Source organism: Streptomyces sichuanensis, from assembly GCF_020328095.1.
Taxonomy (GTDB): Bacteria; Actinomycetota; Actinomycetes; order Streptomycetales; family Streptomycetaceae; genus Streptomyces; species Streptomyces cinnamoneus.
In genome coordinates, this window is record NZ_JAIXMK010000031.1 from 28114 (window position 1) to 54305 (window position 26192).

A 26192-nucleotide genomic window follows, 5' to 3' on the forward strand; every position below is an offset into this window, starting at 1 on the left:
ACGAAGATCAGCGTACGCGAAAGGTATGCCGGTACTTCCACCCGTTTTCCGCGACCCGTTCACGCCCGCAGCGGGGATGGGGCATGGCCGGGCCGGTCGCGCGGGCCGCCGGCCGGGGCGCCGCTCATCGCCTTGCGGATCGCGGCCACGCCGCGTCTGGTGGCCTCGACTGCGCCGGTGACGTCGTGCGGGTCGGCTGTGGCCGCCCTGGTCTCTGCCGCCTCCGCTGCCTGCAGGCGGCAGTCGCGGCAGCGCGTCTCGTCCGCGGCCGGCCGGATCATCCGTCCGCAGCCGCCCGCACACGCCCGTAGCGGGGGAGGAGCCGGGGCGGGCTCGGGCAGCGGGTCCGGCATCTTGCGGAGGAGGCGGTCCCGGGTGATGCCCGCGGGGGAGCGGACGGCGTCCGGAAGTCCCGCGGTCAGTGCCTCGTGGAGCTCGGTGAGGGTGGCCCCCCGCTCGAACCACTGCCCCGCGATCGGCGCCAGCGCACGGATGTCCCGCCCCGACAGGCGGAGCCTGCGCTCGCGGTGCGACACCGCAGCGAGGGCGGCGGCGCCGCGCTCGGCCAGCGGGTGGGGAGGGTGGGGAGTGTCCTCCCCGTTGTTTTCCTGGGAACGGCCGACCGCCCGGGGCGTCGGCTCACCGACGGCCGGAGGAGCGGCCGTCGGTGGCGCGCTCGTGCTGCCGCCGTCCCGCACCGCCAGGGCCTCCGCCTCCGTCAGCGGAACGTTCGACACGAGCTGCGTCGTGGACCACCGGCCCCGCGGCCCCGACCGCCGCCACTCGTGCACGTAGCCCTCCGCCTTCAGCTCGCGCTTGGCCCGGATGAACGCCGTCTTCTTGATCCCGGCCCGTTCGGCGGACACGGAGAGCGGCTCGTCGGCGCCGGGCGGAAGTGAAAGCTGCCAGGTCAGAAGGCACTTGGCGTCGGAGGACAGGCGGGGGTGGCGGATGATGTCGTTCGAGATCTGGGTGAAGAAGCGCGTGGGCGCGATAGCATGCCGAAGCATTCCGAGGAGGGCCTTTGCTCCTTGCGGGTGTAGACCCCCGACCGGTGTTCCTAGCACCGCCGGGGGTCGCTTCGTATGCGGCACGAAGCAACCCGATGCGGTGCAACGTAGGCGATGCGGGCGGCCGGACGGGTCCGTTTCGCCGCCCCAACACCCGTACGGTTACGACTAGATCAGGCGTGCGCCATTCGCTGGTGGATGCCCATCACGGTCGCCATCTCCGCGGCCTCGTCGCGGTTGCCGTCGCGCAGCGCCCGGGCCCTGTTCCGCTTGATGGAGTGGCACTCCTCGCAGCGCGGCCTGCTGCCGGTATAGGCGGACAGTGCGGCGGTCAGCAGCTGAGCCTCGTAACCGCTGAGCGGGTCGTGGATGGTGAGGAACACCTGTCCGTCGACGGGCGGTTGGGGAACGACCTGGATTGTGCAGCCGTGCGCCTTGAAGGCGTCGGCGAGCTCGCGTGCCGTGCGGGCGGCGGCGTGGTGGATGTTCATGGGTGGGTACCTCGGTCGTGGACTGTTGCTCCGGTTCGGTTTTCAGCATCGGACTGTGGAGCTACGCTCACCAGGGGTAACGGTTTTCGACGCATCAAGACGAAAACAGGTGGCGACGGTGCCAGCACCCAAGGAACTCGACCCGTCCAGCTCGCTGCCCGCGTTGTACGGGGCGAAGTTGCGCAAGCTGCGCATTCGAGCCGGTTGGACCCAACGCCAGTTGGGCGACAAGATTCCCATCGCCCACAGTCGTATCGCGCAATTCGAGCTGGGCAAGGAGACGCCATCGCGCTGCGTCTCCGACCAAATGGACAACCTCCTGGGCGCGGACGGCGATCTGTCCGACCTGTGGGATCACCTGAACCGATTCCCGCCTACGGATGCATACCGCAAGTACAGGGAGTACGAGACGAAGGCCGTCGCCATGCACAAATACCAGGCACATACGGTGCCGGGATTGCTGCAGACCGAGGCTTATGCGCGCGAGGTAATGCGCCAGGCGCTGCCATGGTGCACCGCAGAGGAAATCGAGGAGAAGGTGGCGACGCGACTCGCCCGGAAGAGTGTCCTCACGAAGGACGTCCCGCCCCTGCTGTGGGCCGTGCTGGACGAGGCGGTGATCCGACGTCCGGTCGGTGGCCCCTCTGTCATGCGTGACCAGTTGGCACGCCTACTGGAGGCTGCGGAGGCCCCCAACGTCGAGATGCAGGTGCTGCCCTTCGAGGTCGGGGGGCACGCAGGCATGGGCGGCTCGGTGACCGTTCTGTCCTTCGCCAACGCTCCAGACGTGGTCTACCTGGAGGGTGGCACCTTGACCGAGATGGTGAAAGATCGTCGATCAGTGGCGCGTCATTCCCATCGATACGATCGCGTGCACGCCATGGCGCTACCTCCGCAGGCGTCTGTCAGATGGATCGAAAAGGCAATGGAGGAGTTCGGCACATGCGAGCCGACCTGAGCGCCGCGGTCTGGCGCAAGTCGACGTACAGCGATGGTCAGGAAGACTGCCTTGAGGTAGCCGACAGCTGGCGCAAGTCCACGCACAGCACCGCGAATGATGACTGCCTAGAGGTCGCCGACAACATACCCACCGCCCTCATCCCCGTCCGCGACAGCAAGAACCCCACAGGCCCCTCCCTCCTCATCGAGGCCGGGGCCTGGTCCGCGTTCGTGGACTTCCTCAAGGCGGCGGCGCCGCGGGGCTGACGACCGGTCCGGCCGTTGTCAGTGGCTGCTGGCAGCATCGCCGCCATGAACGCGATCCGTACCACCCCGCCGCGGCCGCTCGACGTCGCCGCGGTCTTCCCGCAGCTGGCGCCGCTGGCGCGTACGGCGACCCGGCTGCATCCCCGCCCCGGGGCTCCGTCGCTGCACGACAGTTCGATCGGCGGGCCGCTGCTGTGGCCCGCCGACGAGCCGTGGCCGCACTGCGACGCTCCGCACCAGGGCGGGGGCTACTCGCTGATCGAGGTGCGGGCGGAGCGGCGCGCCCGGGCGAGAAGGGCGATGTATCCGGACGGCGCTCCAGACGTCCCCCACTACACGCCTGAGGAGGAAGCGGCCTTGGCGGAGATCGACTGGGACGCCGAGTTGCCGGACGGACCGGTCCCCATGCTGCCTCTGGCCCAGTTCTACGTGCGTGACATTCCCCTGTTGCGCCCGCCCGGTCAGGCCGACCTGCTTCAGGTGCTGTGGTGCCCGTTCGACCATGAGCCGATGAACATGCCCAGGACCGCTCTGTTCTGGAGGTCGGCGGCCGCCGTCACCGACGTTCTCACCTCACCCCCGGAATGGCCCGTGGTGGAGTTCGAGGAGTACGTGCCCGTGCCGTGCGTGCTCGCGCCGGAGCAGGTCACCGAGTACCCCAACTCGCTGGAGTTGAGCGAGGAGCTGCGAGAGCAGTTGAAGGACTGGAGCAGGTGGCAGGCGGCCGATGCCGGTGTGGACAGCTCCTACGCTCCCTACCCGGAGTCGTACTATCACAGCCATCTGTCTGTCGCCCCGGGCTGGAAGGTCGGCGGCTGGCCGCAGTGGGGCTACACCGACCCCGTCCCCCGGCTCTGCCCCGCCTGCGACACCGAGATGGACGCGCTGCTGACCATCGCCACGTTCGAATGGGACGGCGGCAACCGAAGCTGGATCCCGGAGGAGGACCGAGCCGCTGCCTCCTCCCGTGACGACCGCTACCGCGATCTGTGCCAACCGACTGCGGTCCAGATAGCCAGCGGCCACAAACAGCAGCTCTACATCTGCCCGGCGGCGCCGGAGCATCCCCACATGGAGCTGATGCAGTAGCCGGCCGACGGCACGGGTTGCGGGGGAGTGCGGCAGGGGCGCACGGGGTGGCGGCGCGTACCCGTTGGCCGGTGGTGGCGGTGCATACCTGCGCACACCGTGGGGAGGGTGAGCGCGTCCGGACCGACCGCCGTCAGAGGGCTGCCGCATGCGCCAACGTACCGTCGCCACCGCGGCATTGTGCCTCGCCTTCCTCACCGGATGCGGCGCCGGAGCGGCGCCCGGGCCCGCCCCCGACGACGTCATCAAGGCCGCCACCCAGCGGCTCACCGACGCCTGCCTCGCCCGCCGGGGCATCGCCCCGCCACGGGCGGGGCGGAGTCCGTCGCCGGATGCGGCCGCGGCGCAACGGGCCGCGGCCCTCTTCGGCACCGGACCGGCCGAGCTGTCCGTCGAGCTGCCCACCGGCTACGTCGTACGGGCGCACACCGACGGCTGTCTGGCCGCGGCCCAGCAGCGGCTCTACGGCGATCAGCGCCGCTGGTTCCGGGCGTCGGTGATCGTCAACAACTTCGGGCCCGAGGCGGCCCACACCCACCGCAGCATCGCCGAGGTCCGCGACCGGCACCGCGCCGAGATCGCGGACTGGCGTCGGCTGCGCGCACATGCCCTCGCCGGAGCCACCACCCTGCTGGATCACACCTCACCCAAGGGAGCCCCACCTCCATGAAGCGCTTCACCGCTCTCCTCGCCGCCGTTCTGGTCTCCGCGGGCGGCGTCCTGGCCACGTCGTCGACGGCGCAGGCGGCCTCCTGCCGCAGCGGTTACTTCTGCGTCTGGACGCACGCGAACTTCGACGGAATGAAGATCGAGCACAGCGGCGACGACCACTGGTGGGAGGGCAACATGTCCAACCAGGACTCCTCGTGGGCGAACCACGGCGTGTCCGGGCCGGGCGTCAAGGACCACGTCAAGATCTACGACGGCCGCAAGCTGACCGGAGGGGTGACCCTCTGCCTGGGCCCCGGGCAGGAGGTGAGCTACAACGCGCGGGCGAACGACAAGGGCAGCTCCCACACCTGGACCTCCGGCTGCTGAAGCCCGCCCCGGTGAGCGCTACGCGGTGCACGCCCCGGCCGCCGTGACCCGTCGGCGCCTCGCGTAGGCGACGGTCAGCACGGCCAGCAGCGGGCCCCACAGAAGCAGCGGCGCGTAGCAGACGTAGAACCAGGCGGACCTCCACCCGCCGACTTCGCTCGGGAAGTCGGCGGGCAGGTCGTCGCCCCGGATCGTCGTGCCCGTCACCTGGGTGACGAGGGCCAGGACCGTCCACAGGAACGTCAGGGCGGCGGCCCCGGTCGCGGCCGGGACGAGGGCCGCCGCCGGCGGGACCCGGCGGCCGCGCAGCACCGGGACCCAGCGCGGGAAGACCTCGCCCCACCGGGCGATCAGTCCGAACGCCGTGAACGCGAACGCCTCGGACAGGACCGACAGGAAGACGACGTACAGCCGCCCGCCGACCGCGACGTCGCGGTGGAACGCTGCGGGGAGCCGCCAGATGCTGGACGGCAGGACGGACAGCGGCACCGCCCAGGCGACGAGGCGTGTGCGCCGGGACACCCCGGCCACGGGGTCGTGGGCCGCCCGCCAGGCGGCGCGGAACCGCCCGGTGCGGGTGGCGGTGGGTGACCCGGTGCGCGGGAGCGGCTGCATGTGCGGTCCTCGGCTCGGCGGGCCCGGCCGGCCCGTTCGCCACCGAAGATCGCAGCCGGACGGGCCGCGGGGGATCGCCCGGAGGGCCGAACCGGCTCCGCCATGCGGCGGAAGGCGCATACGCCGGATGCACCGGCCTACCGAAGCGCGCAGGCGTCGGCGATGGCCGCGGTGTCCCAGTAGAACGGGCGTACCTCGGTGATCCGGCCGTCCTGCACCCTGATCGTCTGCAGGATGGGGAAGGCGAGCTCCCGGCCGGTGGCACGCGCGCGTGCCCGTACCCGGGTGAGGACCACCGCGGTCTCGTCGGTGGCCAGGAACTCCTGCTCCACCATGTCGAACGATTCCCACGCCGCGCTCATCGCGAGGAAGAACTGTTCCATTCCTGCGTGGCCGCGCCAGGTGCCGCCATAGGGCAGGGCGTCGGCCTGGTGGAGGACGACATCGGGGGAGAAGAACGGGGCCAGCAGATCGAACGAAGCCTCGCCCGGGCCTCCTGCTGCCAGGTACTCCGCCTCGGCCGTGTACATGCGGGTGAGGACGGCTACGGCGTCCGTCGTCAGGGGATCGGTCATGTCCGCCAGCATGGCCGGGCCCACCGGGGGCGCGCTGGCGGCGGTCGGACGTTGCAGCCGCTGGTCTTGTGGGGCCCCTGCTCGCCGCCGTCACCGTCTTCTACCGCCGGCGCCGTAAGCCCTCCGCGTGAGGCGGTGCGGCCCTACAGTCGGAACATGCTTTCCCTGGTCGTGGCGCCCTGGGGGCGCGCTCCTGTGTTCGAACGGAACGCGGACGTGCCGCACGACGCGGCGAGCACCATGAAGGTGGCGGTGCTGGCCGCGCTCCATCGCAGCGGCGCCGACCTGGACGCACGGGTGCCGGTCGTCAACGCCTTCACGTCCGTGACCGGCGACGCCACGTACGCCAACGTGCGCGAGGACGACAGCGACCAGGGGCCGTGGGAGCTGCTCGGCGGCACCGCGTCGCTGCGCTGGCTCGCCGGGCGGATGGTCACGCACTCGTCCAACCTGGCCACCAACCTCTGCCTGGCCGAGGTGGGGCACGAGGCGGTGGCCGAGGTCTGGCGCCGGGCGGGGGCGAGGGGCAGTGCGAGCCCGCGGGGGATCGAGGACCTGCCCGGCCGCGCGGCCGGCTTCTGCAACAGGGTGACGGCCGGTGACCTGGTCAGGCTGCTGGCGTCGCTGGAGCCGGAGGTGCTGGGCCTGCTGGAGGGCAACGTCCACCGTGTGGACCTGGCGGCGGGGCTGCCGCCGGGCACCCGGCTGGCGGGCAAGAACGGCTGGTTCCCCGGCGTGCGGCACAGCGCGGCGGTGATCCACCCGCCCGACGCGGCGCCCTACGCGATGGCCGTCTGCTACAGCGGGCCACTGGCCAACGGCCACGACGTCGACGATCCGGCGGCGAGGCTGCTGGCGCGGCTGTCGGCGGCGGTCTGGAGGGAACGGCACCGCATCGCGGGCTGAGGGCGCCACGAACTTACGCGCCGGTCGGTGCGCTGCGCGCGGCCTTTCCCCTCCCCGCCCTCCCCCAGCTACCGCTGGGCGGTGCCCCCATCCCGAAACCGGGGCTCCGCCCCGGACCCCGGTCCTCAATCGCCGGACGGGCTGGAAATCCAGCCCGTCCGGCGATTGAGGACACTGCGCGAAGCGCGGTCGGGGAGCCACCCCCGGGCCCCCGGCCCGGCTCAGTACCGGACCGCCGAGCCGACCTCGGCCCGGACGTCGTCGGACAGCTTGCGGTTGCCGGTGGCGGTCGCCTCGCCGTCCGTCTTCGGGGCGACGTCCGTGACCGTCACCACCGTGACGTCCAGCAGGTTGCCGCTCTTGTCCTTGAACTGGACGAGGACGGCGAACGACTTGGCCGAGTCGGCCGTGTTGTGTGCCGTCACCTGCACGGTCGCCCGCCCGTCCCCGCCGGTCGTCGGCGTGCCGAGCCGGACGTCGTCCTTGGCGGCGACGCCGTTCTTCACCTCGTCGAGCTTCTTCTGCGCCTCCGCGGTGGCCGAGGAGAGCGCCGCCGCCCCCTGCGAGGCCAGGGAGGCGGCCGCGGAGGACGCCGCCGAGGCGACCTTGCCGCCATTGCCGCCGGACCCCCCGTCGTCGGAACATCCGGCCGCGCCGGCCGTCACGATTGCCGCGAGCGCCACACCCACGGTGCCTCGCACCCAGCCGCCTGCCTGAGCCCTCATGTCGCCTCCACCGGGATCGACGCCCTGTGCCTATCCCAGTGAAGGGCCTGCCCGCCGCGGCCGCACGCCCGACCGGGGATTAGGGTGTACGCACTTTCGAACGCTAAACGCTACGGGGGCGTCAGAGATGGAAAAGAAAACGCGACGGCGTTTGCGGTCCAGCACGGTCATATTGGGCGGAATGGGTGTGCTCGCCGCCGCCCTGACCTCCTGCGGTTCCGAGCCCGACAAGCGCTGCGTGGACCGCAACAGCTATGAGGCCGGAAAGGGCTACAAAGTCCTCGATTCCAAGGCGTGCAAGAAGAGCAGCGGCAGCGGAACGAGCTCCGGCGGAACATCCGGAACCTGGTACTACAACTCAGGAAAATCCGGCACCCACGCCGACAGCGGCACCTTCAACAAAAGCCAGGCCGTTTCGCGGGGCGGTTTCGGCTGCTCGTCGTCCAAGAGCCACTCCGGTTCGAGCGGCGGCTGATTCCCGGAAATGCAGCGTCACCGCATCACCCCCCGCCCCGGCTGGCAGGCCACCGTCGAGGACCAGGGCCTGATCTATCCGCTGGCCCGCCACCCCGACGGTTCACTGCGGCCGTACTGGGACGAGAGCGCGTACTACTCCTTCTCGCTGCCCGAGGTCGAGGCGCTGGAGGAGGTGGTCGAGGAACTGCACGCCATGTGCCTGGCCGCGGCCGCGCACATCGTGGAGCACGACCGCTTCGCGGACCTCGGCATCACCGACCCGCGCCTCGCCGCACTGATCGCCGAGTCCTGGCGGCGCCGCGAGGAACTCCCCTCCCTCTACGGCCGCTTCGACCTGCGCTACGACGGCCGCGGCGGCCCGGCGACGATGCTGGAGTACAACGCCGACACGCCGACGTCCCTGGTCGAGGCCGCCGGACCGCAGTGGTTCTGGATGGAGGAGCGCTTCGCGGACGTGCCGCACGCAGACCAGTGGAACTCGCTCCACGAACGGCTCGTCGACGCGTGGCGCCGCCAGGCCGCCCTGCTGCCGCCCGGGGCGCCCGTGCACTTCGCCCACTCGGCCGGGGACGAGCTGGGCGAGGACCTGATGACGGTCGCCTACCTGCGGGAGACGGCGGAACAGGCCGGCATCGCGACGGACGCCATCTCGATGGAGGACATCGGCTGGGACGCGCTCTCCGGGCGCTTCGTCGACAAGAAACTCCGCTTCATCCGCGCCTGCTTCAAGCTCTATCCGTGGGAATGGCTGGCGGAGGACGACTTCGGCCCGCACGTCCTGGACACGCTCGACAACGGCGGGGGGACGGGATCCACGCTGTGGATCGAGCCCGCCTGGAAGATGCTGCTGTCGAACAAGGCACTGCTCGCGATCCTCTGGGAGCTTTACCCCGGCCACCCGAACCTGCTGCCCGCCTACCTCGACGGGCCGCGGGAGCTGGCCCGTACCCGCGGCTACGCCGCCAAGCCGCTCTTCGGCCGGGAGGGCGCGGGCGTCACCCTCCATCCCGCCGGGGACGCGCCCGTCGTGCGGGACGAGCCCTGCTGCTACCAGGAGCTGGCCCCGCTGCCGGAGTTCGACGGCAACCACGTCGTGCTCGGCGCCTGGGTGGTCGAGGGCGAACCCGCCGGACTGGGCATCCGCGAGTCGGCGGGGCTCATCACGGACGAGTACGCCCGCTTCGTCCCGCACGTGATCATGTAAACAAGCCATCATGGCCTGAAAGTGACGTATTCCACGGCGGCTTGGCGACCGGGTTTCCTCTCCTCTGCCCGACTTGCCGGTCCTCGGAGATCGTCTTCTCCACTACGCTCCGTGCCGCCGGATACGTTGTGTAACCGATTAGGAGAGACACATGCGTCGACGCATTTCCGCCCTGGCCCTGACTGCCGCGCTGGCAGGGGGCGTTGTGCTCACGGCTCTGCCCGTGCAGTCGGCCACCGCCGCCACCGCCACCTGCAAGCCGTCCCAGATGCGCCAGGACATCGCCAACCTGCGGGCCAAGGCCAAGCGGATGAAGCACGAGGGCGAGCCCGAGGCGGCCCGCCGCGCCAACGCCCAGGCGGACGCCATCGAGAAGCGCCTCAACCAGTGCCTCAAGACGGAGAACGAGTCCTCCAAGCGCTGGTCGTAACCCACGGCACGACTGCCGCCCGCCCCGGACGCGTACGGGGCGGGCGGCCGCATGTCGGGAGATCCGGCGCGTCCGCCGCGGTGGTTACCGCCTCCCCGACACCAGCCACCCCGACAGCGCGTCCCCACCCGGCATCGGCCGGCCCAGCGCCGACCCCACCGCGGCGAACGACTGCACCTCGGTGTCCCAGCCGAACCGCTCCAGCAGCTCTTGCGGCGCATCGGTCCCGAAGCGCCAGTCCGCACCCCACTCCGCCATCAGGTCCAGCACCGGCCGGGCCTCGGGAGCGGCGAGCAGCGCCCCGGACACGAAGTCGGTCAGCAGACGGCTGCCCGGCGCGGACAGGGCCGAGAGGCGGCCGAAGAGCGCGTGCACCGCGGACTCCGGCAAGTACTGGTTGAGCCCTTCGACCAGCCAGCACGTCGGATCCTCCGCCCGGAAGCCCGCAGCGGTGAGCGTCTCCTCCCAGTCGTCCGCCGCGAGATCGACCCCCACCGTCACGCGGTGACACGTCGGCTCGCTGTCCACCAACACCCCTTCCTTGCGCGCCAGAAGCTCCGGCCGGTCCAGTTCGTAGACCGTCACCTCCTCCGGCAGCCCCAGCCGGAACGCGCGCGTGTCCATCCCCGCCGCGACGATCACCAGGCGGTGGGGACCCCCGTACCCCACCGCGTCCCTGACGGCGTCGTCGAAGAAGCGCGTCCGCACCGCGATGGCCGGGATGTCGCCGGCGGCCGCGAGCAGGGACGCGCCGGTCTCTCCCGCCAGCGTCGCGGCCGACGGGTCGTGGAAGAGGGCGTCCGCCCTGGCCGATTCCCTCGCCCGTTGGGCAGCCGTGATCAGGGCCGTACCGGCGACGGGGTCGAGTCGTGTTCCGTTCGTCATGCGGATGACCTTCGCCGCACCGGACGCCCTCTGTCCCCAACCGCCCTCCTTCTGAAGGAATCCGACATCGAGTAGCGTCGTCCGATGGATTCCGCCATATCCGACCTCGACGTCCTCGACCGGCAGTTGGCGCACGCCCTGCAGATCGACGGACGCGCCCCCTTCAGCCGGATCGCCGCCGCCGTCGGCTCCTCCGACCGCACGGTCGCCCGCCGTTACCACCGCCTGCGGTCGGCCGGAGCCCTGCGGGTCGTGGGGCTGCCGGAGGCCCGGAGCCTCGGCTACGTCGACTGGTGCGTACGCATCCAGTGCACGCCCGACGCATCCGTCGCGATCGCCACGGCACTCGCCGAACGGGACGACACCTCGTGGGTCGGGCTCGCCTCCGGCGGCACGGAGATCACCTGCATCACCCGCGCCCGGGCGGGCTCCGCCCAAGGAAGCATGCTCCTGTCCAAGTTGCCCAGGACCCCGCGGATCACCGCGGTGACCGCCCACTGCATGCTGCGCGCGGTCGCCGGGACGGCCGGCTGGCCGGGCCGCACCGCGGCACTCGACGAGCGGCAGATCGCACAGCTGTCACCGCCGCCGGCCGCGCCCCCCTCCCGGGACGTGGCGCTGACCGCCGCCGACCACCGGCTCTTCGCCGTCCTCGCCACGGACGGCCGCGCCGCCGTCCGCGACCTGACCGCCGCCACCGGCTGGTCGGAGTCCACCGTCCGGCGCCGGATCGACGAACTCCACGCCGCCGGCGTGCTGTACTTCGACGTCGACGTCGAGCCCCGGCTCTACGGGTTCACCCACGAGGCCGTCCTGTGGCTGACCGTCGCCCCCGCCGAACTCGGCGCCGTCGCCGAGGCCCTCGCCGGACACACCGAGGTCGCCTTCGCCGCGGCCGTCACCGGGCCGAGCAACATGATGGTGTGCGTCGTCGCCCGCGACGCCGACGCGCTGTACGACTATCTCGCCACCCGGATCGGCGCGCTGCCCGGCGTGCGTGCCGCCGAGACGATGCCCGTGACCCGGCACATCAAGCGCGCGGGCCGGCTGCTGGTGCCGCCCGCCACGGCCGACGGCCGCCCCCAGGGGGCCAGGACCCCCCGGGGCGGCCGCTGAGGCCGCTCAGGCGCCGCCGAGGACCTCGCGGAGACGGTCCAGGCCCCAGTCGAGGTCCTCCTTGCTGATCACCAGCGGCGGCGCGATGCGGATCGTGGAGCCGTGGGTGTCCTTCACCAGCACCCCGTGCGCCATCAGCCGCTCGGAGATCTCGCGGCCCGTGCCGTGCGCGGGGTCGATGTCCACACCCGCCCACAGCCCGCGGCCGCGGATCGCCCGCACCGCACCCGAACCGGCCATCTGGTGCAGCTCGCGGTGCAGGTGCTCGCCCAGCTCCGTGGCCCGCTCCTGGTACTCGCCGGAGCGCAGGATCGCGATGACCTCCAGCGCCACCGCGCACGCCAGGGGGTTGCCGCCGAAGGTGGAGCCGTGCTCGCCGGGCCGGAAGACGCCCAGCACCTCGCGAGAGGAGACCACCGCCGACACCGGCACCACGCCGCCGCCCAGCGCCTTGCCCAGCACGTACACGTCGGGGACGACGCCCTCGTGCTCACAGGCGAACGTCCGGCCCGTGCGCCCCAGCCCCGACTGGATCTCGTCCGCGATGAAGAGGACGTTCCGATCGGTGGTCAGCCGCCGGACCCCGGCCAGGTAGCCCGGCGGCGGCACCAGCACGCCCGCCTCGCCCTGGATCGGCTCCAGCAGCACCGCCACCGTGTGCTCGTCGACGGCGGCCTCCAGCGCCGCCAGGTCGCCGTACGGAACGATCTCGAAGCCGGGGGTGTACGGACCGAAGTCCGTCCGGGCCTCGGGGTCGGTGGAGAAGCTGACGATCGTGGTGGTGCGGCCGTGGAAGTTGTTCTCCGCCACGACGATCTTCGCCCGGCCGTCGGGCACGCCCTTGACGCGATAACCCCACTTACGGGCGGTCTTCACGGCCGTCTCCACCGCCTCCGCACCGGTGTTCATCGGCAGCACCATGTCCATGCCGCACAGCTCCGCCAGCGCGGCGCAGAACTCCGCGAAGCGGTCGTGGTGGAAGGCGCGGGAGGTGAGCGTGACCCGGTCCAGCTGCTCCTTGGCCGCGTTGATCAACCGTCGGTTGCCGTGCCCGAAGTTCAGCGCCGAGTACCCGGCGAGCATGTCGAGGTAGCGGCGCCCCTCGACGTCCGTCAGCCAGGCGCCCTGTGCGGTCGCGACCACGACCGGCAGCGGATGGTAGTTGTGCGCGCTGTGTTCGTCGGCGGCGGCGATGCTGCGTTCCGTGGCGGTCAACGTGTGCTCCGTTCGTGTCGGGGCATGCTGGTGACGCCTTTCTACACCCCGACCCGCACCGCTGGGCCGAGTCCGCTTCCGCACCTGAGAGAATGTGGGCATGGCCCTTGATCGTCCGCGCGCCCTCTCCGGTATCCAGCCCACCGCAGGCTCGTTCCACCTCGGGAACTACCTCGGTGCCGTCCGTCAGTACGTGGCTCTGCAGGAGACGCACGACGCCTTCTACATGGTGGTCGACCTGCACGCGATCACGGTGGCGCAGGACCCGAAGGAACTGCGCGCCAACACCCGCGTCGCCGCCGCCCAGCTGCTGGCCGCGGGCCTCGACCCGGACCGCTGCACCCTGTTCGTCCAGAGCCACGTGCCCGAGCACGCGCAGCTCGGCTGGGTGATGAACTGCCTCACCGGCTTCGGCGAGGCGTCGCGGATGACGCAGTTCAAGGACAAGTCCGCCAAGCAGGGCACGGGCGCGACCACGGTCGGCCTCTTCACCTACCCGATCCTCCAGGTCGCCGACATCCTCCTCTACCAGGCGAACGCCGTGCCGGTGGGCGAGGACCAGCGCCAGCACGTCGAGCTGACGCGCGACCTCGCCGAGCGCTTCAACGGCCGCTTCGGCGACACCTTCACCATCCCCTCCGCGCACATCGTCCGCGAGACGGCGAAGATCTACGACCTGCAGGACCCGACGGCGAAGATGAGCAAGTCGACGGCCAACCCCAAGGGCCTGATCAACCTGCTCGACGAGCCCAAGGTCTCCGCGAAGAAGATCAAGAGCGCGGTCACCGACACCGACACGGTCGTGCGCTTCGACGCCGAGGAGAAGCCGGGCGTCAGCAACCTCCTGACCATCTACTCCACGCTCACCGGCAGCACGATCGCCGAGCTGGAGCAGAAGTACGAGGGCAAGGGCTACGGCGCGCTCAAGACCGACCTCGCCGAGGTCATGGTCGAGTGGGTCACGCCCTTCCGCGCCCGTACGCAGGAGTACCTGGACGACCCCGAGACGCTGGACGCGGTCCTGGCCAAGGGCGCCGAGAAGGCCCGCGCCGTCGCCGCGGAGACGCTGGCCCAGGCGTACGACAAGGTCGGCTTCCTGCCCGCGAAGCACTAGCGGAAACCCAGCGGAGGCTGGGCCATCCGGATACGGTTCGGATGCGTCCGTGCACGTCGGGCCCCTGGTCCCGGGCGCCGGGGACCAGGTGACCTGGCAGCGGGTGCGGCGCAGCCGTCACACTGACCACGGGGACGACGTACAGGCGCTCAGGAGGGAGAACGCAGTGGGGACCGTAACGCTCGGCGTTTCGATCGCGGTCCCGGAGCCGTACGGCAGCTTCCTCCAGAAGCGCCGTGAGAGCTTCGGCGACCCGCAGGCCCACGGCATTCCCACGCACGTGACGCTGCTGCCCCCCACCGAGGCGGACGCCTCGTCACTGCCGGCGATCGAGCGCCACCTGGCGGAGGTCGCGGAGGCCGGGCGCCCGTTCCGGATGCGGCTGAGCGGGACGGGCACGTTCCGCCCGCTCTCGCCCGTCGTCTTCGTCAACGTGGTGGAGGGCTCCTCCTCCTGCGCCTGGCTGCAGAAGCGGGTGCGGGACGCCTCGGGGCCGGTGGCGCGGGAGCTGCAGTTCCCGTACCACCCGCACGTGACCGTCGCGCACGGCATCGCCGAGGAGGCGATGGACCGGGCGTACGCGGAGCTCGCGGACTACGAGGCCGAGTGGACCATCGAGGGGTTCGCGCTCTACGAGCAGGGGGAGGACGGCATCTGGCGCCTGGAGCGCGACTTCCCGTTCGGGAAGGACGGCGCGGGCGAGCTGCCCCACCAGAGCGACCTCTCCCCTTTGAGCCGCCCGTCCCCGTGACCTGCGCACGAGAGACGTTTCGGGCCGGATTGGGGGTAGACGTTCCCCCATGGACTGGCTGACGCGGCTCCCCTGGATCGGCCCCCCGATCGGCAAGGCGATGCGGACGCACGCCTGGCGGACGTACGAGACCCTCGACCGGGTGAAATGGACCCGCCTGGCCGCGGCGATCACCTTCACCAGCTTCGTGGCGCTCTTCCCCCTCCTGACGCTCGGCGCGGCCGTCGCTGCGGCCCTGCTCACCGACGGGCAGGTCCAGGAGCTGGAGAAGAAGCTCTCCGAGCAGCTGCCCGGCCTCTCCGGCAGCATCGACCTGCACGCCTTCACCGAGCACGCCGGCGCCGTCTCGCTCGTCGCCGCCGTCCTGCTGCTCTTCACCGGCATCAGCTGGGTGGGCTCCCTGCGCGAGTGCCTGCGCGCGGTGTGGGAGGTGGAGGAGGACCCCGGCAACGTCTTCCTGCTCAAGCTCAAGGACGCGGCGGTGCTGGTGGGCCTGGGGGCCGTCGCGCTGCTGTCCGCCGGCTGCTCGGCGTTCGCGTCGTCGGCCGTCGGCTGGGTCGCCGAGCGGACGGGCCTGTCCGGCGTCGGCGGGCTGCTGACGGCCGCCGGCTTCTGCATCGCCGTCCTCGCCGACTTCCTGATGCTGCTGTACGTGCTCTCGCGGCTGCCCGGCGTCTGGCCGCCGCGCCGTCGCCTCGTCGTCGCCGCCCTCGTCGGGGCGGTCGGCTTCGAGGTGCTCAAGCTGGTGCTGAGCGGCTATCTGCAGGGCGTGGCGGCCAAGAGCATGTACGGCGCGTTCGGAACGCCGATCGCGCTGCTGCTGTGGATCAACTTCACGGCGAAGCTGACCCTGTACTGCGCCGCGTGGACGGCCACCGGAAGCTCCCGGGAGGCTGCGCCCACGCGGCGCGGGAAGAACGGGGAGGACGGCAAGGGCAACGCCGCGTGACGCCCTTGTTTCACTCCTTCGGGCGACGGTGCTGCGTGCGCTGCGGCAGCGGGTGCCGACGGTTGACGACGTAGCCGGCCACGGCCAGCACCGCCAGCGCGCCACCCGTCAGCCCGACCGCCGTCCACATGCCGTCGCTACCGGAGACCGACGCCTGGGCGCCCTGCCCGGCGCTGCCGCCACCGCTGACCCCGCCCGGCTTGTTGGAGGCGCCCGGCGGGGCCACCAGCACGCCGACGGGCTTGACGTGTCCGGCCGCCTCGAATCCCCAGTCCAGGAGCAGCTGCGTCTCCTTGTAGACCTGGTGCGGCTCCTTGATCTCCGGGTTCATGACGGTGACCAGCAGCTTCTTGCCGTCGTGCTGGGCGACGCCGGTGAAGGTGTTGCCGGCGTTGGTCGTCGAGCCGTTCTTCACGCCGGCCATGCCCTTGTACGCGGGGATGCCCTGGCCGGTGAGGAGCCGGTTGGTGTTGACGATCTCCTTCGTCTTCCCCGGGTGGTCCTCGTCCGGGAACTGCGTCCGGGCCGTCGAGCAGTACTCGCGGAAGTCCGCCTTCTGCAGCCCCGAGCGGGCGAAGAGCGTGAGGTCGTAGGCGCTGGAGACCTGCTCCTCGGCGTCGTAGCCGTCGGGGGTGACCACGTGCGTGTCGCGCGCCTGGAGGGCGTCGGCGTGGGCCTGCATGTCCTTGACGGTCTTCGCGACGCCGCCGTTCATCGCGGACAGCACGTGCACCGCGTCATTGCCGGACCTCAGGAAGACACCCATCCACATGTCGTGGACGGAGTAGGTGAGGCCCTCTTTCATCCCGACCTGGCTGCTGCCGTCGCCCATGCCCTCCAGGTCGGAGGAGCGGACCGTGTACTGCTGGTTCTTGGGGAACTTCGGCAGCACGGTGTCGGCGAAGAGCATCTTGAGGGTCGAGGCGGGCGGCAGCTGCCAGTGCGCGTTGTTCGCGGCGAGGATCTCGCCCGACTCGGCGTCCGCGACGAGCCACGAGTTGCCGCTGAGCTCCCTCGGCAGCGCGGGCGCGCCCGGGCCCGGCCGGACCTGGACGCCCGGCCGGCCCAGCAGCTCGCCGCCCACCGTGGACATCTTGGCGGGCGGCCGCTTGGGCGGCTGCTTGGGCTGGCCCTTGCCGTCGGCCGCCGGGGTGGCGGAGGGGGCGGGCGGCGCGGCGAGGGCGGGTGCGGCGGTCGCCAACGGGAGCAGCAGCGACGCGCCGGCCGCCAGCAGGGTCGCGGAGCGCCGGACTCGGCGCGGTGCGGAGTACCGCGTGCGGTGCGCGGGGTACCGCGGGGGGTGTGATGTTGTGGTCGGCACGCTGGTGAACGTACCTCCACGGACTGTGAACCAGGACGGTGCCTCACGGCGTGCGGCCTGCGAGGACCCGATAGGACCAGTGCGAATGCCGGAACGCATACTGAAACCCATGGTGAAGTCTTCCGGGGAAGCGGCCCCCCGAACCCCCGCGACCCTCTCGCGTCCCGTGTCGTGGTTCCTGCTCGCCTTCGGCGCCTGGAGCTGGGTCATCTGGATCACTTTCGTGAAGAATCTCTGGAAGGACGGCAGCGGGCTGGCCTTCGACGACGCGGGTTCCCCGACCGCGTACTTCTGGGTGCATCTGCTGCTCGCGATCACCTCGTTTCTTCTGGGGACGGCTGTAGGACTCATCGGGTTGCGTGGCGTGAGGGCCTTGCGGCGCACCTCATAACGGACAACTCCCCACCCCCTCCGCGGACGGCCGACGATCACTTGGCCGATTCCCGGGACGCACGCGCGTTCGCTTGTTTACGGTGATGCGCATCACCGGGCGGGAGGGGCGCAGGGATGCGTGGGGTCCGAATGCGAGGGGCCGTGGTGTCCCTGGCGCTGCTGGCGTTGTGTGCCACGGGGACCGGCGGCTGCCGGATCACCTCGGGGAAGGGCGGCGGTGGGGGGCCGCTGCGGGTCGGCACGACCGACACGGTCAGTACGCTCGACCCCGCGGGGGCCTATGACGCGGGTTCCTGGGCGCTGTACGGCAACGTGTACCAGTCACTGATGACGTTCAGCCCGGGCTCGGGCGCCCCGGTGCCGGACGCGGCGCGCCGCTGCGGCTTCCGGGGCGAGGACTTACGCGCGTACGCCTGCGAGCTGCGGCCGGGGCTGAAGTTCAGCAACGGGAACGCCCTGACGGCGAAGGACGTGAAGTTCTCCTTCGACCGCATCCTGCGGATCAGATCCGAGCAGGGCCCGAAGCCGCTGCTGGACACGCTGGGGTCGGTGGAGGTCGCCGACGACGACCGGACGGTGACGTTCCGGCTGAAGGCGCCGGATGCGACCTTCCCGTTCAAGATCGCCACGGGTGCGGGGTCCATCGTCGACAGCACGCGCTACCCCGCCGACCGGCTGCGCGAGGGCAACGAGGCCGACGGCTCGGGCCCGTACGTCCTCGCGTCCTACCGCCCGGGCGCCACCGCCGAGCTGGAGCGCAACGACACGTACGCCGGCGCCGTGAAGAAGGTCGGCGGGGACGTGACGGTGCGGTACTTCACCGACCCGCAGCGCATGAGCGACGCCTGGCAGCGCCGGTCCGTGGACGTGGCCGCCCGGCAGATGCCGCCCACCGACCTGGCCCGGCTGTCCTCACCGGACTCCGGCGTCCGGGTGAACGAGAACGCGGCCGCCAACACCCGCTTCCTGGTCTTCAACCTGCGGGAGGACTCCCCGCTGCGGACCCCGGCCGTGCGCCAGGCGGTGGCCGCCGTGGTCGACCGCCAGGCGCTCGCGCGCGACGTGCACCTGCGCACGGTCGAGCCGCTGTACTCCCTCGTACCGAAGGGCCTCACCGGCCATGCCACGTCCTTCTTCGACGCCTATCCCGCGCCGGACGCCGGACGGGCGCGGCAGCTGCTGCAGAAGGCGGGCGTGCAGGTGCCCGTGTCGTTCGGGCTCGCCTACTCGCAGGGCGCGGTGACGGACCAGGAGGCGGCGCTGCTGAAGCAGCAGCTGGAGGCCACGGGCCTGTTCCGGGTGACGACGCGGAAGGTGGCCTGGCAGGAGTTCCAGGAGGGCTACGCGCGGGGCGCCTACGACGCGTACTGCGTCAGCTGGGTGGCCGACTTCCCCGACCCCGACACCTTCACCACCCCGCTGGTCGGCGGCGGCAACGCCTTCCACTCCGGCTACTCCAGCCCCCGCGTGGAGCAGCTCATCCGGCTGACGCAGCAGAACCCCCAGCGCAACCGGGTGGCCGACGAGATCCGCGACATCCAGAAGATCGTGGCCGAGGACGTGCCCATGGTGCCGCTGTGGCAGAAGAAGGACTACGTCCTCAGCACGTCCTCGGTCTCGGGGGCCCAGTACCTCTCCGACGGAACGGGCATCTGGCGGCTGTGGATGCTGGGCCGGATCTGAGGCCCCGCTGCCGGAGGCCGCCGTCCCCGATCAGAGGCCGTGGCGGTCGAGGAAGGACACGATCAGCTTCTCCCACTCCTGCGGGCGCTCGGCCATGGGGACGTGGCCGGTGGCGATCTCGGCGTACTCCGCGCCCGGGATGTGGTCGGCCAGGTAGCGGGAGTTGGCCGGCGAGACCAGGGTGTCCCGGGTGGTGGCGATGACCAGGGTGGGGACGGAGATCCCGGCGAGGTCGCCGGTGGTGTCGCCCGTCAGGACGGCGGCGGCCTGGTCGGCGGTGCCGGCCGGCACGCCCGACGCGATCTGGTCGTAGAAGGGACCCACCTGATCCTGCGGGACGGCGTTGAAGAAGTCCTCGCCGAAGCCGCTGAGCGCGACGAAGCGGGCGAACGCCTGCAGGTCGCCCTCGGCCAGCAGCTTCTGCCACAGGTCGAGCGAGGCCCGCGCCCGGTTGTCGGGCCGGGCCAGACCCGCCGTCAGCACCAGGCCCCGCACCCGCTCCGGGTGGCGGGCCGCGGCCCGTACGGACACCAGCGTGCCCAGCGAGTAGCCGATCAGGGTGAAGGTGTCGAGGCCCGCCTCGTCGGCGGAGGCGACGACGGCGTCGGCGAGGGCGTCCACGGTCAGCGGGCCCGTCGCGCGCGGTGTGGATCCGGAGCCCGGGTAGTCGGGGGCGACGACGGTGTGGGCGGCGGCCAGGGCCGGCAGGACCGGGGCGTAGTTGCCCTCGATGCTGCCGCCCGCGCCGTGCGCGAGGAGGAGGCCGGGGCCGGTGCCGGTGACGGAAGCGGAGAGTGCGGGAATCTGTGTCATGGACCGGAGGTTTCCGTATGACATCAGTGTCAAGGTCAAGTCCGGTGGGGGAATCCGCTGATGCGCATAGGCGAACTGTCACGTCGGACCGGGGTCAGCACCCGGCTCCTGCGCTACTACGAGCAGCAGGGCCTGCTCAGCTCCGAGCGCGACGCCAACGGCTACCGCCGCTACCACCCCGACGCCGTCGAGCGTGTCACGCGCATCCGCGAGCTCCTGGCGGGCGGTCTGACGACCGAGGCCATCCGGGAGTTGATGCCCTGCACCCAGGGCGGTCCCGGCCTGCTCGCCTGCGACCACTCCGTCGGCGTGCTCGACGAGCAGCTCGCCCGGGTCGACGAGCAGATGGCCGACCTGCTGCGCAAGAAGGAGGCGCTGCTCGGGGTGACGTCGGGCCTGCGCACCGCCTGACGGCGGCCCGGGCTCCGGCCCCGGCCCGGTCCCGGGCCCCGGCCGTTGTCAGTGGTCGCCCCTACTCTCGGTGACATGGCAAAGGTGAGGCTCGTCGACGAGACGACATCGGGGGAGCGACGCGATGCCTGCGCGCTCGACATCGCGGAAGAACGGCTGACGCTGCGGGAGGTGATCCGCCGTCGGGTGTTCGAGGAAGTGGCGGAGCTCAACGCCGGGCGGACGGACGGCGGGCGCGGGCTGGTCCGGCCGACCGAGACGGAGCGCACGCTCAATGGCACGGACGGGCGCGGGGCTCCGCGACTGCAGCCGCAGCCGTGCTACGAGCGCGCGCTCGCCGCCTTCGCGCGCAACGGCTTCCTCGTGCTCGTCGGCGACCGGCAGATAGAGGACCTGGACGAAGAGCTCGACCTCACGTCCGGCACGGAGATCACCTTCCTCAAGCTCGTTCCGCTGGTGGGTGGATGATGACGACGACACCGACCACACCGGCGACACCGACCACACCGACGACACCGGCGACCGCCGCCTGGGCCGAGGAGCTCGGCCGCGAGCACGTCACCCACGGCTTCCACCATCCGGTGTGGCACACGGCGGCCGCCGCGCTCGCCGCCGGCGAGCGGCTCCGGGACCTCGCCGTCGCCACGCTGCGGCGCACGGTCCTCGCCCACTCCTACTGGACGCACGAACACGGGCAGGCCGTCGCCGCTCTCGAAGAGCCGGTGCTCAACCCCGGCGAAGCCTGGAGCGACCGGGCCCTGGCCGACGCCGCCGCCCTCGGCGAGCCGGGGCGGCGCCTGCTGGCGCACGCCCTGACCGCCCGCAGCGCCCGCCCCAGCCGCGCCTGGGAGAAGACCGGGCGCGCGCTCCTCGACGGCCTGGGCGAGGAGCCCGACGCGGTGCGGACACGCCTGCTGTCCTGGCTCGACCTTGTCGGCCGCCCCCGCACCGTGCCGTACAGCGACGACGGCTCCCACTGGGCGGACAACACCTACGACAGGTACAACGCCGACGCCCTGCGCGGCCTCGCCTGGCTGGTCACCCTGCTGCCGGCCCACCCCGACTCCGTCCGGGCGCTCGGCGCCCTCGTGGAACACGCCCTGCGCAAGGTGCCCTCCGTGGGCCCGCGCAACCCCAAGGTCGCCAACGCCGGCGTCATCGCGCTCTCCCGGATCGACGGCCAGGACGCCCTCGCCCAGCTGGCCCGGCTGTCCACCCGCGTCACCTACAAGGGCACCCTCAAGCAGCTCGACACCGCACTCAAAGCCCGTGCCGAGGCCCTGGGGCTGAGCCGCGAGGAGATCGAGGAACTGGCCGTCCCCGACTACGGGTTCACCGACGTGGGGCGCGGCGCGCACACCCTCGGCGACTGCACCGCCGAGCTGGCGGTCCTGTCCGGCAAGGCCGTCCTGACCTGGACGAACACCAGCGGCAAAGCGGTGAAGAGCGTGCCCGCCGCCGTCCGGCGCGACCACCCCGACGAGCTCAGGGAACTCAAGGCGGCCGCCAAGGACATCGACAAGATGCTCACCGCCCAGGCCGAGCGCCTGGACCGGCTCTTCCTCTCCCGCCGCCGGTGGACGTACGCCGCCTGGCGCGAGCGCTACCTCGACCACCCGCTCGTCGGCACCCTCTCCCGCCGGCTGCTGTGGACCGTCGACGGCACCGCCTGCGGCTACGCGGACGGCGCGCTGCGCACCCTCGACGACACCGAGGTGCGCCCGGAGCCCGGCGCCCCGGTCGAGCCGTGGCACCCCACCGGCCACGACCCCGGCGAGGTGCTCGCCTGGCGCGAATGGCTCGAACGCCACGCGATCACCCAGCCGTTCAAGCAGGCCCACCGCGAGGTCTACCTGCTCACCGACGCCGAGCGCACCACCCGCGTCTACTCCAACCGCTTCGCCGCCCACGTGCTGCGCCAGCACCAGTTCAACTCCCTGGCCGCCGCCCGCGGCTGGAACAACAAGCTGCGCCTGTGCGTCGACGACTGCTACCCGCCCGCGACGCGCGAGCTGCCCGAGTGGGGACTGCGCGCGGAGTTCCGGGTGGACGGCATCGAGGACGGGGCGGGCGCGGACATCACCGACTCCGGCAGCTACCTGTGGCTGAGCACCGATCAGGTGCGCTTCTACCCGATCGACGCACCGATGCATTACGCCCACGCCGGCTCCGGCGACTACCGCCTCGACTGGAACCAGCCGGCCGTCGAGCCGATACCCCTCGCCGACGTGCCACCGCTGGTGCTGAGCGAGGTCATGCGCGACGTCGACCTGTTCGTGGGCGTCGCCAGCGTCGGCAACGACCCCACCTGGCACGACGGCGGACCCGAGGGCCGCTTCCGTGAGTACTGGACCTCGTACGGCTTCGGCGAGCTGTCGCAGAGCGCCGAGACCCGCCGGGCACTGCTCTCCCGACTCGTGCCCCGCCTCGCGGCAGCCGACCGCTGCACGGTCGAGGGCCGCTTCCTGCACGTCCGCGGCGACCTGCACACCTACAAGATCCATCTGGGCTCGGGCAACATCCTCATCAGCCCGCACGACCGGTACCTGTGCATCGTCCCCAAGGGCGCCGGCCCCGGGGACGCCGGCTACCTGCCCTTCGAGGGTGACCGGACGCTGTCCGTGATCCTCAGCAAGGCCATGATGCTCGCCCGGGACACGGAGATCACCGACCCGACCATCACCAGCCAGCTCGGGTGAACGCGGACGGGCCCGCTCCGCACCTCGCGGTGCGGAGCGGGCCCGGAACCCGTGAACGGGGGAGGGGATCAGAAGCGGCGCGTGATGAGCGCTCGCTTCACCTCCTGGATCGCCTTGGTGACCTCGATGCCACGCGGGCAGGCGTCGGTGCAGTTGAACGTCGTGCGGCAGCGCCACACGCCGTCCTTGTCGTTCAGGATCTCCAGGCGCTGCTCGCCCGCCTCGTCACGCGAGTCGAAGATGAAGCGGTGCGCGTTGACGATCGCCGCCGGGCCGAAGTACTGGCCGTCGTTCCAGAACACCGGGCACGAGGAGGTGCACGCGGCGCACAGGATGCACTTGGTGGTGTCGTCGAAGCGCTCGCGGTCCTCGGCGGACTGCAGGCGCTCGCGCGTCGGCTCGTTGCCCTTGGTGATCAGGAACGGCATGACGTCGCGGTACGCCTGGAAGAACGGCTCCATGTCGACCACGAGGTCCTTCAGGACCGTCAGGCCCTTGATGGGCTCGACCGTGATCGGCTTGGCGGGGTTGATGTCCTTGATCAGCGTCTTGCACGCCAGCCGGTTGCGGCCGTTGATGCGCATGGCGTCGGAGCCGCAGATGCCGTGGGCGCAGGAGCGACGGAAGGTCAGCGTGCCGTCCAGGTCCCACTTGATCTTGTGGAGACCGTCGAGCACACGCTCCTTCGGGTCGATCTCCACCTCGAAGTCTTCCCAGGTGGCCTCCGCGGAGACCTCCGGGTTGAACCGGCGGATCCGGAAGGTGACCGTGATGTACGGCGAAACGTCCTGCGCCGCCGTCCCGGCCTTTTCGAGAGTCGGGGTAGCCATCAGTACTTACGCTCCATCGGCTGGTAGCGGGTCTGGACGACCGGCTTGTAGTCGAGGCGGATCGAGTCCTTGCCGTCCGCGTCGACCTCGCGGTACGCCATGGTGTGGCGCATGAAGTTGACGTCGTCGCGGTTGGGGTAGTCCTCGCGGTAGTGACCACCGCGGGACTCCTTGCGCGCCAGCGCGGACACGGCCATCACCTCGGCCAGGTCGAGCAGGTTGCCCAGCTCGATGGCCTCCAGCAGGTCGGTGTTGAAGCGCTTGCCCTTGTCCTGGACGGACACGTTCTTGTAGCGCTCGCGCAGCTCGGCGATCTTCTCGACGGCCGTCTTGATGGTCTGCTCGGTGCGGAAGACCATGACGTTGGCGTCCATGGTCTCCTGCAGCTCCTTGCGGAGCTCGGCGACCCGCTCGGTGCCGGTGGAGTTGCGCAGCCGCTCGACCTGGTCGGCGACGAGCTGCGCCGGGTCCTCCGGCAGCTCGACGAAGTCGGCCTTCGCCGAGTACTCCGCGGCGGCGATGCCGGCGCGGCGGCCGAAGACGTTGATGTCGAGCAGCGAGTTGGTGCCCAGACGGTTGGCGCCGTGCACCGACACGCAGGCGACCTCGCCGGCGGCGTACAGACCGGGGACGACGGTGTCGTTGTCGGCCAGCACCTCGCCCTCGACGTTGGTCGGGATGCCGCCCATGGCGTAGTGCGCGGTGGGCTGGATCGGGATCGGGTCCGTGTAGGGCTCGATGCCCAGGTACGTCCGCGCGAACTCGGTGATGTCGGGCAGCTTGGCGTCCAGCTGCTCCGGCGGCAGGTGGGTCAGGTCGAGGTAGACGTGGTCGCCCTCGGGACCGCAGCCACGGCCCTCGCGGATCTCCGTGTAGATGGAGCGCGAGACGACGTCACGGGACGCGAGGTCCTTCATGACCGGCGCGTACTTCTCCATGAAGCGCTCGCCGTCCTTGTTGCGGAGGATGCCGCCCTCACCGCGGGCGCCCTCCGTCAGCAGGATGCCCATGCGCCAGATGCCGGTCGGGTGGAACTGGAAGAACTCCATGTCCTCCAGCGGCAGGCCGCGGCGGTAGCAGGCCGCCTGGCCGTCACCCGTCAGGGTGTGCGCGTTGGAGGTCACCTTGAAGAACTTGCCGGTGCCGCCGGAGGCGTAGATGACGGCCTTCGCCTGGAAGACGTGGATCTCGCCGGTGGCCAGCTCGTAGGCGACCACACCGGCGGACTTCTTGACGCCGTCCACCTCGGTGATCAGCTGGTCGAGGACGTAGAACTCGTTGAAGAACTCCACGCCCTCCTTGACGCAGTTCTGGTACAGCGTCTGGAGGATCATGTGGCCGGTGCGGTCCGCGGCGTAGCAGGACCGGCGGACCGGGGCCTCGCCGTGGTTACGGCTGTGGCCGCCGAAGCGGCGCTGGTCGATGGTGCCGTCCGGCGTGCGGTTGAACGGCAGGCCCATCTTCTCCAGGTCGAGGACCGCGTCGATGGCCTCCTTCGCCAGGATCTCGGCGGCGTCCTGGTCGACCAGGTAGTCGCCACCCTTGATCGTGTCGAAGGTGTGCCACTCCCAGTTGTCCTCCTCGACGTTCGCGAGGGCGGCGGCCATGCCGCCCTGGGCGGCGCCGGTGTGGGAGCGGGTGGGGTAGAGCTTCGTCAGCACGGCGGTGCGGCTGCGCTTCGTCGCCTCGATGGCGGCGCGCATGCCGGCGCCACCGGCGCCGACGATGACGGTGTCGTACTTGTGGATCTTCATGATTTAGCGCCTCAGCCCCGGCTCTAGCGGATGTTCGGGTCGAAGGTGAAGATCACCAGCGTGCCCAGCAGGACGGTGAACACCGTGGCGGTGTACAGCAGCATCTTCAGCCAGAAGCGGGTGTTGTCCCGCTCCGCGTAGTCGTTGATGACCGTGCGCAGGCCGTTCGCGCCGTGCAGCATCGCCAGCCACAGCATGACCAGGTCCCATGCCTGCCAGAACGGCGAGGCCCAGCGGCCCGCCACGAAGGCGAAGCCGACCTTGCTGACGCCGCCGTCCAGCACGAGCTGGATCAGCAGGTGGCCGAGGACCAGGACGACCAGCACGATGCCGGACAGCCGCATGAACAGCCAGCCGTACAGCTCGAAATTGGTGCGCGTGGACTTCGGGGTCTTCTTGGTGCGCTTGCGCGGCGCTTCAATGAGCGGAGCCGGGTTGTCCACGTCGTAGAGGGACACGTCGCTCACAGCGGGGGTGGTTTCAGCGGACATC

Annotated in this window: 30 protein-coding genes; 18 read left to right on the forward strand and 12 right to left on the reverse strand. The window is 71.1% G+C overall.

The annotated features are described in order from the left end of the window. Window positions 1-59: 59 nt before the first annotated feature. Window positions 60-1010: a hypothetical protein gene (locus LE181_RS12555; RefSeq protein ID WP_225661326.1), complete on the reverse strand. Its 951-nt coding sequence runs from the start codon at window positions 1008-1010 to the stop codon at window positions 60-62. A gap of 173 nt (window positions 1011-1183) precedes the next feature. Then, window positions 1184-1501 carry a hypothetical protein gene (locus LE181_RS12560; protein WP_225661327.1) on the reverse strand — a complete coding sequence of 106 codons (318 nt, stop codon included), beginning with the start codon at window positions 1499-1501 and terminating at the stop codon, window positions 1184-1186. 118 nt (window positions 1502-1619) lie between these two features. Between LE181_RS12560 and LE181_RS12565 the strand changes: the two genes are divergently transcribed. The 5 genes from LE181_RS12565 (at window position 1620) to LE181_RS12585 (ending at window position 4834) form a co-directional block, all read left to right on the forward strand. Continuing rightward, complete coding sequence (locus LE181_RS12565; RefSeq protein ID WP_225661328.1) at window positions 1620-2459, forward strand: helix-turn-helix domain-containing protein; 840 nt, start codon at window positions 1620-1622, stop codon at window positions 2457-2459. Beyond that, window positions 2444-2707: a DUF397 domain-containing protein gene (locus tag LE181_RS12570; protein WP_225661329.1), complete on the forward strand. Its 264-nt coding sequence runs from the start codon at window positions 2444-2446 to the stop codon at window positions 2705-2707. Before LE181_RS12565 ends, LE181_RS12570 begins: the two co-directional genes overlap by 16 nt. Before the next feature lie 45 nt (window positions 2708-2752). Further along, entirely contained in the window at window positions 2753-3796 is a 1044-nt protein-coding gene (locus LE181_RS12575; protein ID WP_225661330.1) for a hypothetical protein, read from the forward strand. Window positions 3797-3944: 148 nt separating this feature from the next. Next, complete coding sequence (locus tag LE181_RS12580; protein ID WP_225661331.1) at window positions 3945-4466, forward strand: hypothetical protein; 522 nt, start codon at window positions 3945-3947, stop codon at window positions 4464-4466. Next, window positions 4463-4834, forward strand: a complete 372-nt coding sequence (locus tag LE181_RS12585; protein WP_225661332.1) for a peptidase inhibitor family I36 protein — start codon at window positions 4463-4465, stop codon at window positions 4832-4834. Before LE181_RS12580 ends, LE181_RS12585 begins: the two co-directional genes overlap by 4 nt. An 18-nt stretch (window positions 4835-4852) precedes the next feature. On the opposite strand, the gene LE181_RS12590 is transcribed toward LE181_RS12585, so the two are convergent. Further along, on the reverse strand, window positions 4853-5449 hold the full coding sequence (locus LE181_RS12590) for a hypothetical protein (RefSeq protein ID WP_225661333.1): 597 nt from the start codon (window positions 5447-5449) through the stop codon (window positions 4853-4855). A 137-nt stretch (window positions 5450-5586) separates the two neighbouring features. Next, window positions 5587-6024: a nuclear transport factor 2 family protein gene (locus LE181_RS12595; protein WP_225661334.1), complete on the reverse strand. Its 438-nt coding sequence runs from the start codon at window positions 6022-6024 to the stop codon at window positions 5587-5589. Window positions 6025-6180: 156 nt separating this feature from the next. Here LE181_RS12595 and LE181_RS12600 point away from each other — a divergent pair, with 156 nt between their 5' ends. Next, window positions 6181-6930, forward strand: coding sequence for a serine hydrolase (locus LE181_RS12600; RefSeq protein WP_225661335.1), 750 nt, complete (start codon window positions 6181-6183; stop codon window positions 6928-6930). Window positions 6931-7151: 221 nt separating this feature from the next. On the opposite strand, the gene LE181_RS12605 is transcribed toward LE181_RS12600, so the two are convergent. Further along, window positions 7152-7655 (reverse strand): hypothetical protein, encoded by a 504-nt coding sequence (locus LE181_RS12605; RefSeq protein ID WP_225661336.1) that lies wholly within the window; start codon window positions 7653-7655, stop codon window positions 7152-7154. Window positions 7656-7782: 127 nt separating this feature from the next. Here LE181_RS12605 and LE181_RS12610 point away from each other — a divergent pair, with 127 nt between their 5' ends. The 3 genes from LE181_RS12610 (at window position 7783) to LE181_RS12620 (ending at window position 9766) form a co-directional block, all read left to right on the forward strand. Further along, entirely contained in the window at window positions 7783-8130 is a 348-nt protein-coding gene (locus LE181_RS12610) for a hypothetical protein (RefSeq protein WP_225661337.1), read from the forward strand. Window positions 8131-8139: 9 nt separating this feature from the next. Beyond that, window positions 8140-9336 (forward strand): glutathionylspermidine synthase family protein, encoded by a 1197-nt coding sequence (locus tag LE181_RS12615; RefSeq protein ID WP_225661338.1) that lies wholly within the window; start codon window positions 8140-8142, stop codon window positions 9334-9336. A gap of 151 nt (window positions 9337-9487) precedes the next feature. Next, on the forward strand, window positions 9488-9766 hold the full coding sequence (locus tag LE181_RS12620) for a hypothetical protein (protein ID WP_225661339.1): 279 nt from the start codon (window positions 9488-9490) through the stop codon (window positions 9764-9766). An 84-nt stretch (window positions 9767-9850) separates the two neighbouring features. Here the strand turns inward: LE181_RS12620 and LE181_RS12625 are convergent, their stop codons facing one another. Next, window positions 9851-10651 carry a class I SAM-dependent methyltransferase gene (locus tag LE181_RS12625; protein ID WP_225661340.1) on the reverse strand — a complete coding sequence of 267 codons (801 nt, stop codon included), beginning with the start codon at window positions 10649-10651 and terminating at the stop codon, window positions 9851-9853. Window positions 10652-10735: 84 nt separating this feature from the next. Here LE181_RS12625 and LE181_RS12630 point away from each other — a divergent pair, with 84 nt between their 5' ends. Further along, entirely contained in the window at window positions 10736-11767 is a 1032-nt protein-coding gene (locus tag LE181_RS12630) for an Lrp/AsnC family transcriptional regulator (RefSeq protein WP_225661341.1), read from the forward strand. 6 nt (window positions 11768-11773) lie between these two features. Here LE181_RS12630 and rocD read toward each other — a convergent pair whose 3' ends face one another. Next, window positions 11774-12982: an ornithine--oxo-acid transaminase gene (rocD, locus tag LE181_RS12635; RefSeq protein ID WP_225661342.1), complete on the reverse strand. Its 1209-nt coding sequence runs from the start codon at window positions 12980-12982 to the stop codon at window positions 11774-11776. 100 nt (window positions 12983-13082) lie between these two features. Here rocD and trpS point away from each other — a divergent pair, with 100 nt between their 5' ends. The 3 genes from trpS to LE181_RS12650 all read left to right on the forward strand — a co-directional run bounded on the left by trpS (window position 13083) and on the right by LE181_RS12650 (window position 15796). Then, window positions 13083-14096 (forward strand): tryptophan--tRNA ligase, encoded by a 1014-nt coding sequence (gene trpS, locus LE181_RS12640; protein ID WP_225661343.1) that lies wholly within the window; start codon window positions 13083-13085, stop codon window positions 14094-14096. A 166-nt stretch (window positions 14097-14262) separates the two neighbouring features. Further along, window positions 14263-14847, forward strand: a complete 585-nt coding sequence (locus LE181_RS12645; protein WP_225661344.1) for a 2'-5' RNA ligase family protein — start codon at window positions 14263-14265, stop codon at window positions 14845-14847. Window positions 14848-14896: 49 nt separating this feature from the next. Continuing rightward, the gene (locus LE181_RS12650) at window positions 14897-15796 is read left to right on the forward strand and encodes a YihY/virulence factor BrkB family protein (RefSeq protein WP_225661345.1); all 900 of its coding nucleotides are present in this window, start codon (window positions 14897-14899) and stop codon (window positions 15794-15796) included. Between the two features lie 10 nt (window positions 15797-15806). On the opposite strand, the gene LE181_RS12655 is transcribed toward LE181_RS12650, so the two are convergent. Next, window positions 15807-17216, reverse strand: coding sequence for a D-alanyl-D-alanine carboxypeptidase family protein (locus tag LE181_RS12655; RefSeq protein WP_372458328.1), 1410 nt, complete (start codon window positions 17214-17216; stop codon window positions 15807-15809). A 10-nt stretch (window positions 17217-17226) separates the two neighbouring features. Here LE181_RS12655 and LE181_RS12660 point away from each other — a divergent pair, with 10 nt between their 5' ends. Further along, entirely contained in the window at window positions 17227-17508 is a 282-nt protein-coding gene (locus tag LE181_RS12660; protein ID WP_225661347.1) for an SCO4848 family membrane protein, read from the forward strand. Window positions 17509-17624: 116 nt separating this feature from the next. Further along, window positions 17625-19193, forward strand: a complete 1569-nt coding sequence (locus tag LE181_RS12665; RefSeq protein WP_225661348.1) for an ABC transporter substrate-binding protein — start codon at window positions 17625-17627, stop codon at window positions 19191-19193. Window positions 19194-19223: 30 nt separating this feature from the next. Here the strand turns inward: LE181_RS12665 and LE181_RS12670 are convergent, their stop codons facing one another. Next, window positions 19224-20006, reverse strand: coding sequence for an alpha/beta fold hydrolase (locus tag LE181_RS12670; protein WP_225661349.1), 783 nt, complete (start codon window positions 20004-20006; stop codon window positions 19224-19226). A gap of 60 nt (window positions 20007-20066) precedes the next feature. Between LE181_RS12670 and LE181_RS12675 the strand changes: the two genes are divergently transcribed. The 3 genes from LE181_RS12675 to LE181_RS12685 all read left to right on the forward strand — a co-directional run bounded on the left by LE181_RS12675 (window position 20067) and on the right by LE181_RS12685 (window position 23116). Then, window positions 20067-20417 (forward strand): MerR family transcriptional regulator, encoded by a 351-nt coding sequence (locus LE181_RS12675; RefSeq protein ID WP_225661350.1) that lies wholly within the window; start codon window positions 20067-20069, stop codon window positions 20415-20417. Window positions 20418-20492: 75 nt separating this feature from the next. Further along, window positions 20493-20885, forward strand: coding sequence for a hypothetical protein (locus tag LE181_RS12680; protein ID WP_225661351.1), 393 nt, complete (start codon window positions 20493-20495; stop codon window positions 20883-20885). Further along, entirely contained in the window at window positions 20885-23116 is a 2232-nt protein-coding gene (locus LE181_RS12685; RefSeq protein ID WP_225661352.1) for a DUF4132 domain-containing protein, read from the forward strand. The genes LE181_RS12680 and LE181_RS12685 overlap by 1 nt, the downstream gene beginning before the upstream one ends. Before the next feature lie 68 nt (window positions 23117-23184). On the opposite strand, the gene LE181_RS12690 is transcribed toward LE181_RS12685, so the two are convergent. Genes LE181_RS12690 through LE181_RS12700 form a run of 3 tightly spaced genes read right to left on the reverse strand, consistent with a single transcriptional unit; the run spans window position 23185 to window position 26191 of the window. After that, window positions 23185-23946 (reverse strand): succinate dehydrogenase iron-sulfur subunit, encoded by a 762-nt coding sequence (locus LE181_RS12690; protein ID WP_225661353.1) that lies wholly within the window; start codon window positions 23944-23946, stop codon window positions 23185-23187. Beyond that, window positions 23946-25700, reverse strand: a complete 1755-nt coding sequence (gene sdhA, locus LE181_RS12695; RefSeq protein WP_225661354.1) for a succinate dehydrogenase flavoprotein subunit — start codon at window positions 25698-25700, stop codon at window positions 23946-23948. The genes LE181_RS12690 and sdhA overlap by 1 nt, the downstream gene beginning before the upstream one ends. 23 nt (window positions 25701-25723) lie before the next feature. Continuing rightward, a complete protein-coding gene (locus LE181_RS12700) occupies window positions 25724-26191 on the reverse strand; it encodes a succinate dehydrogenase hydrophobic membrane anchor subunit (protein ID WP_225661355.1) in 468 nt (155 codons plus the stop codon). Window position 26192 lies beyond the last annotated feature (1 nt).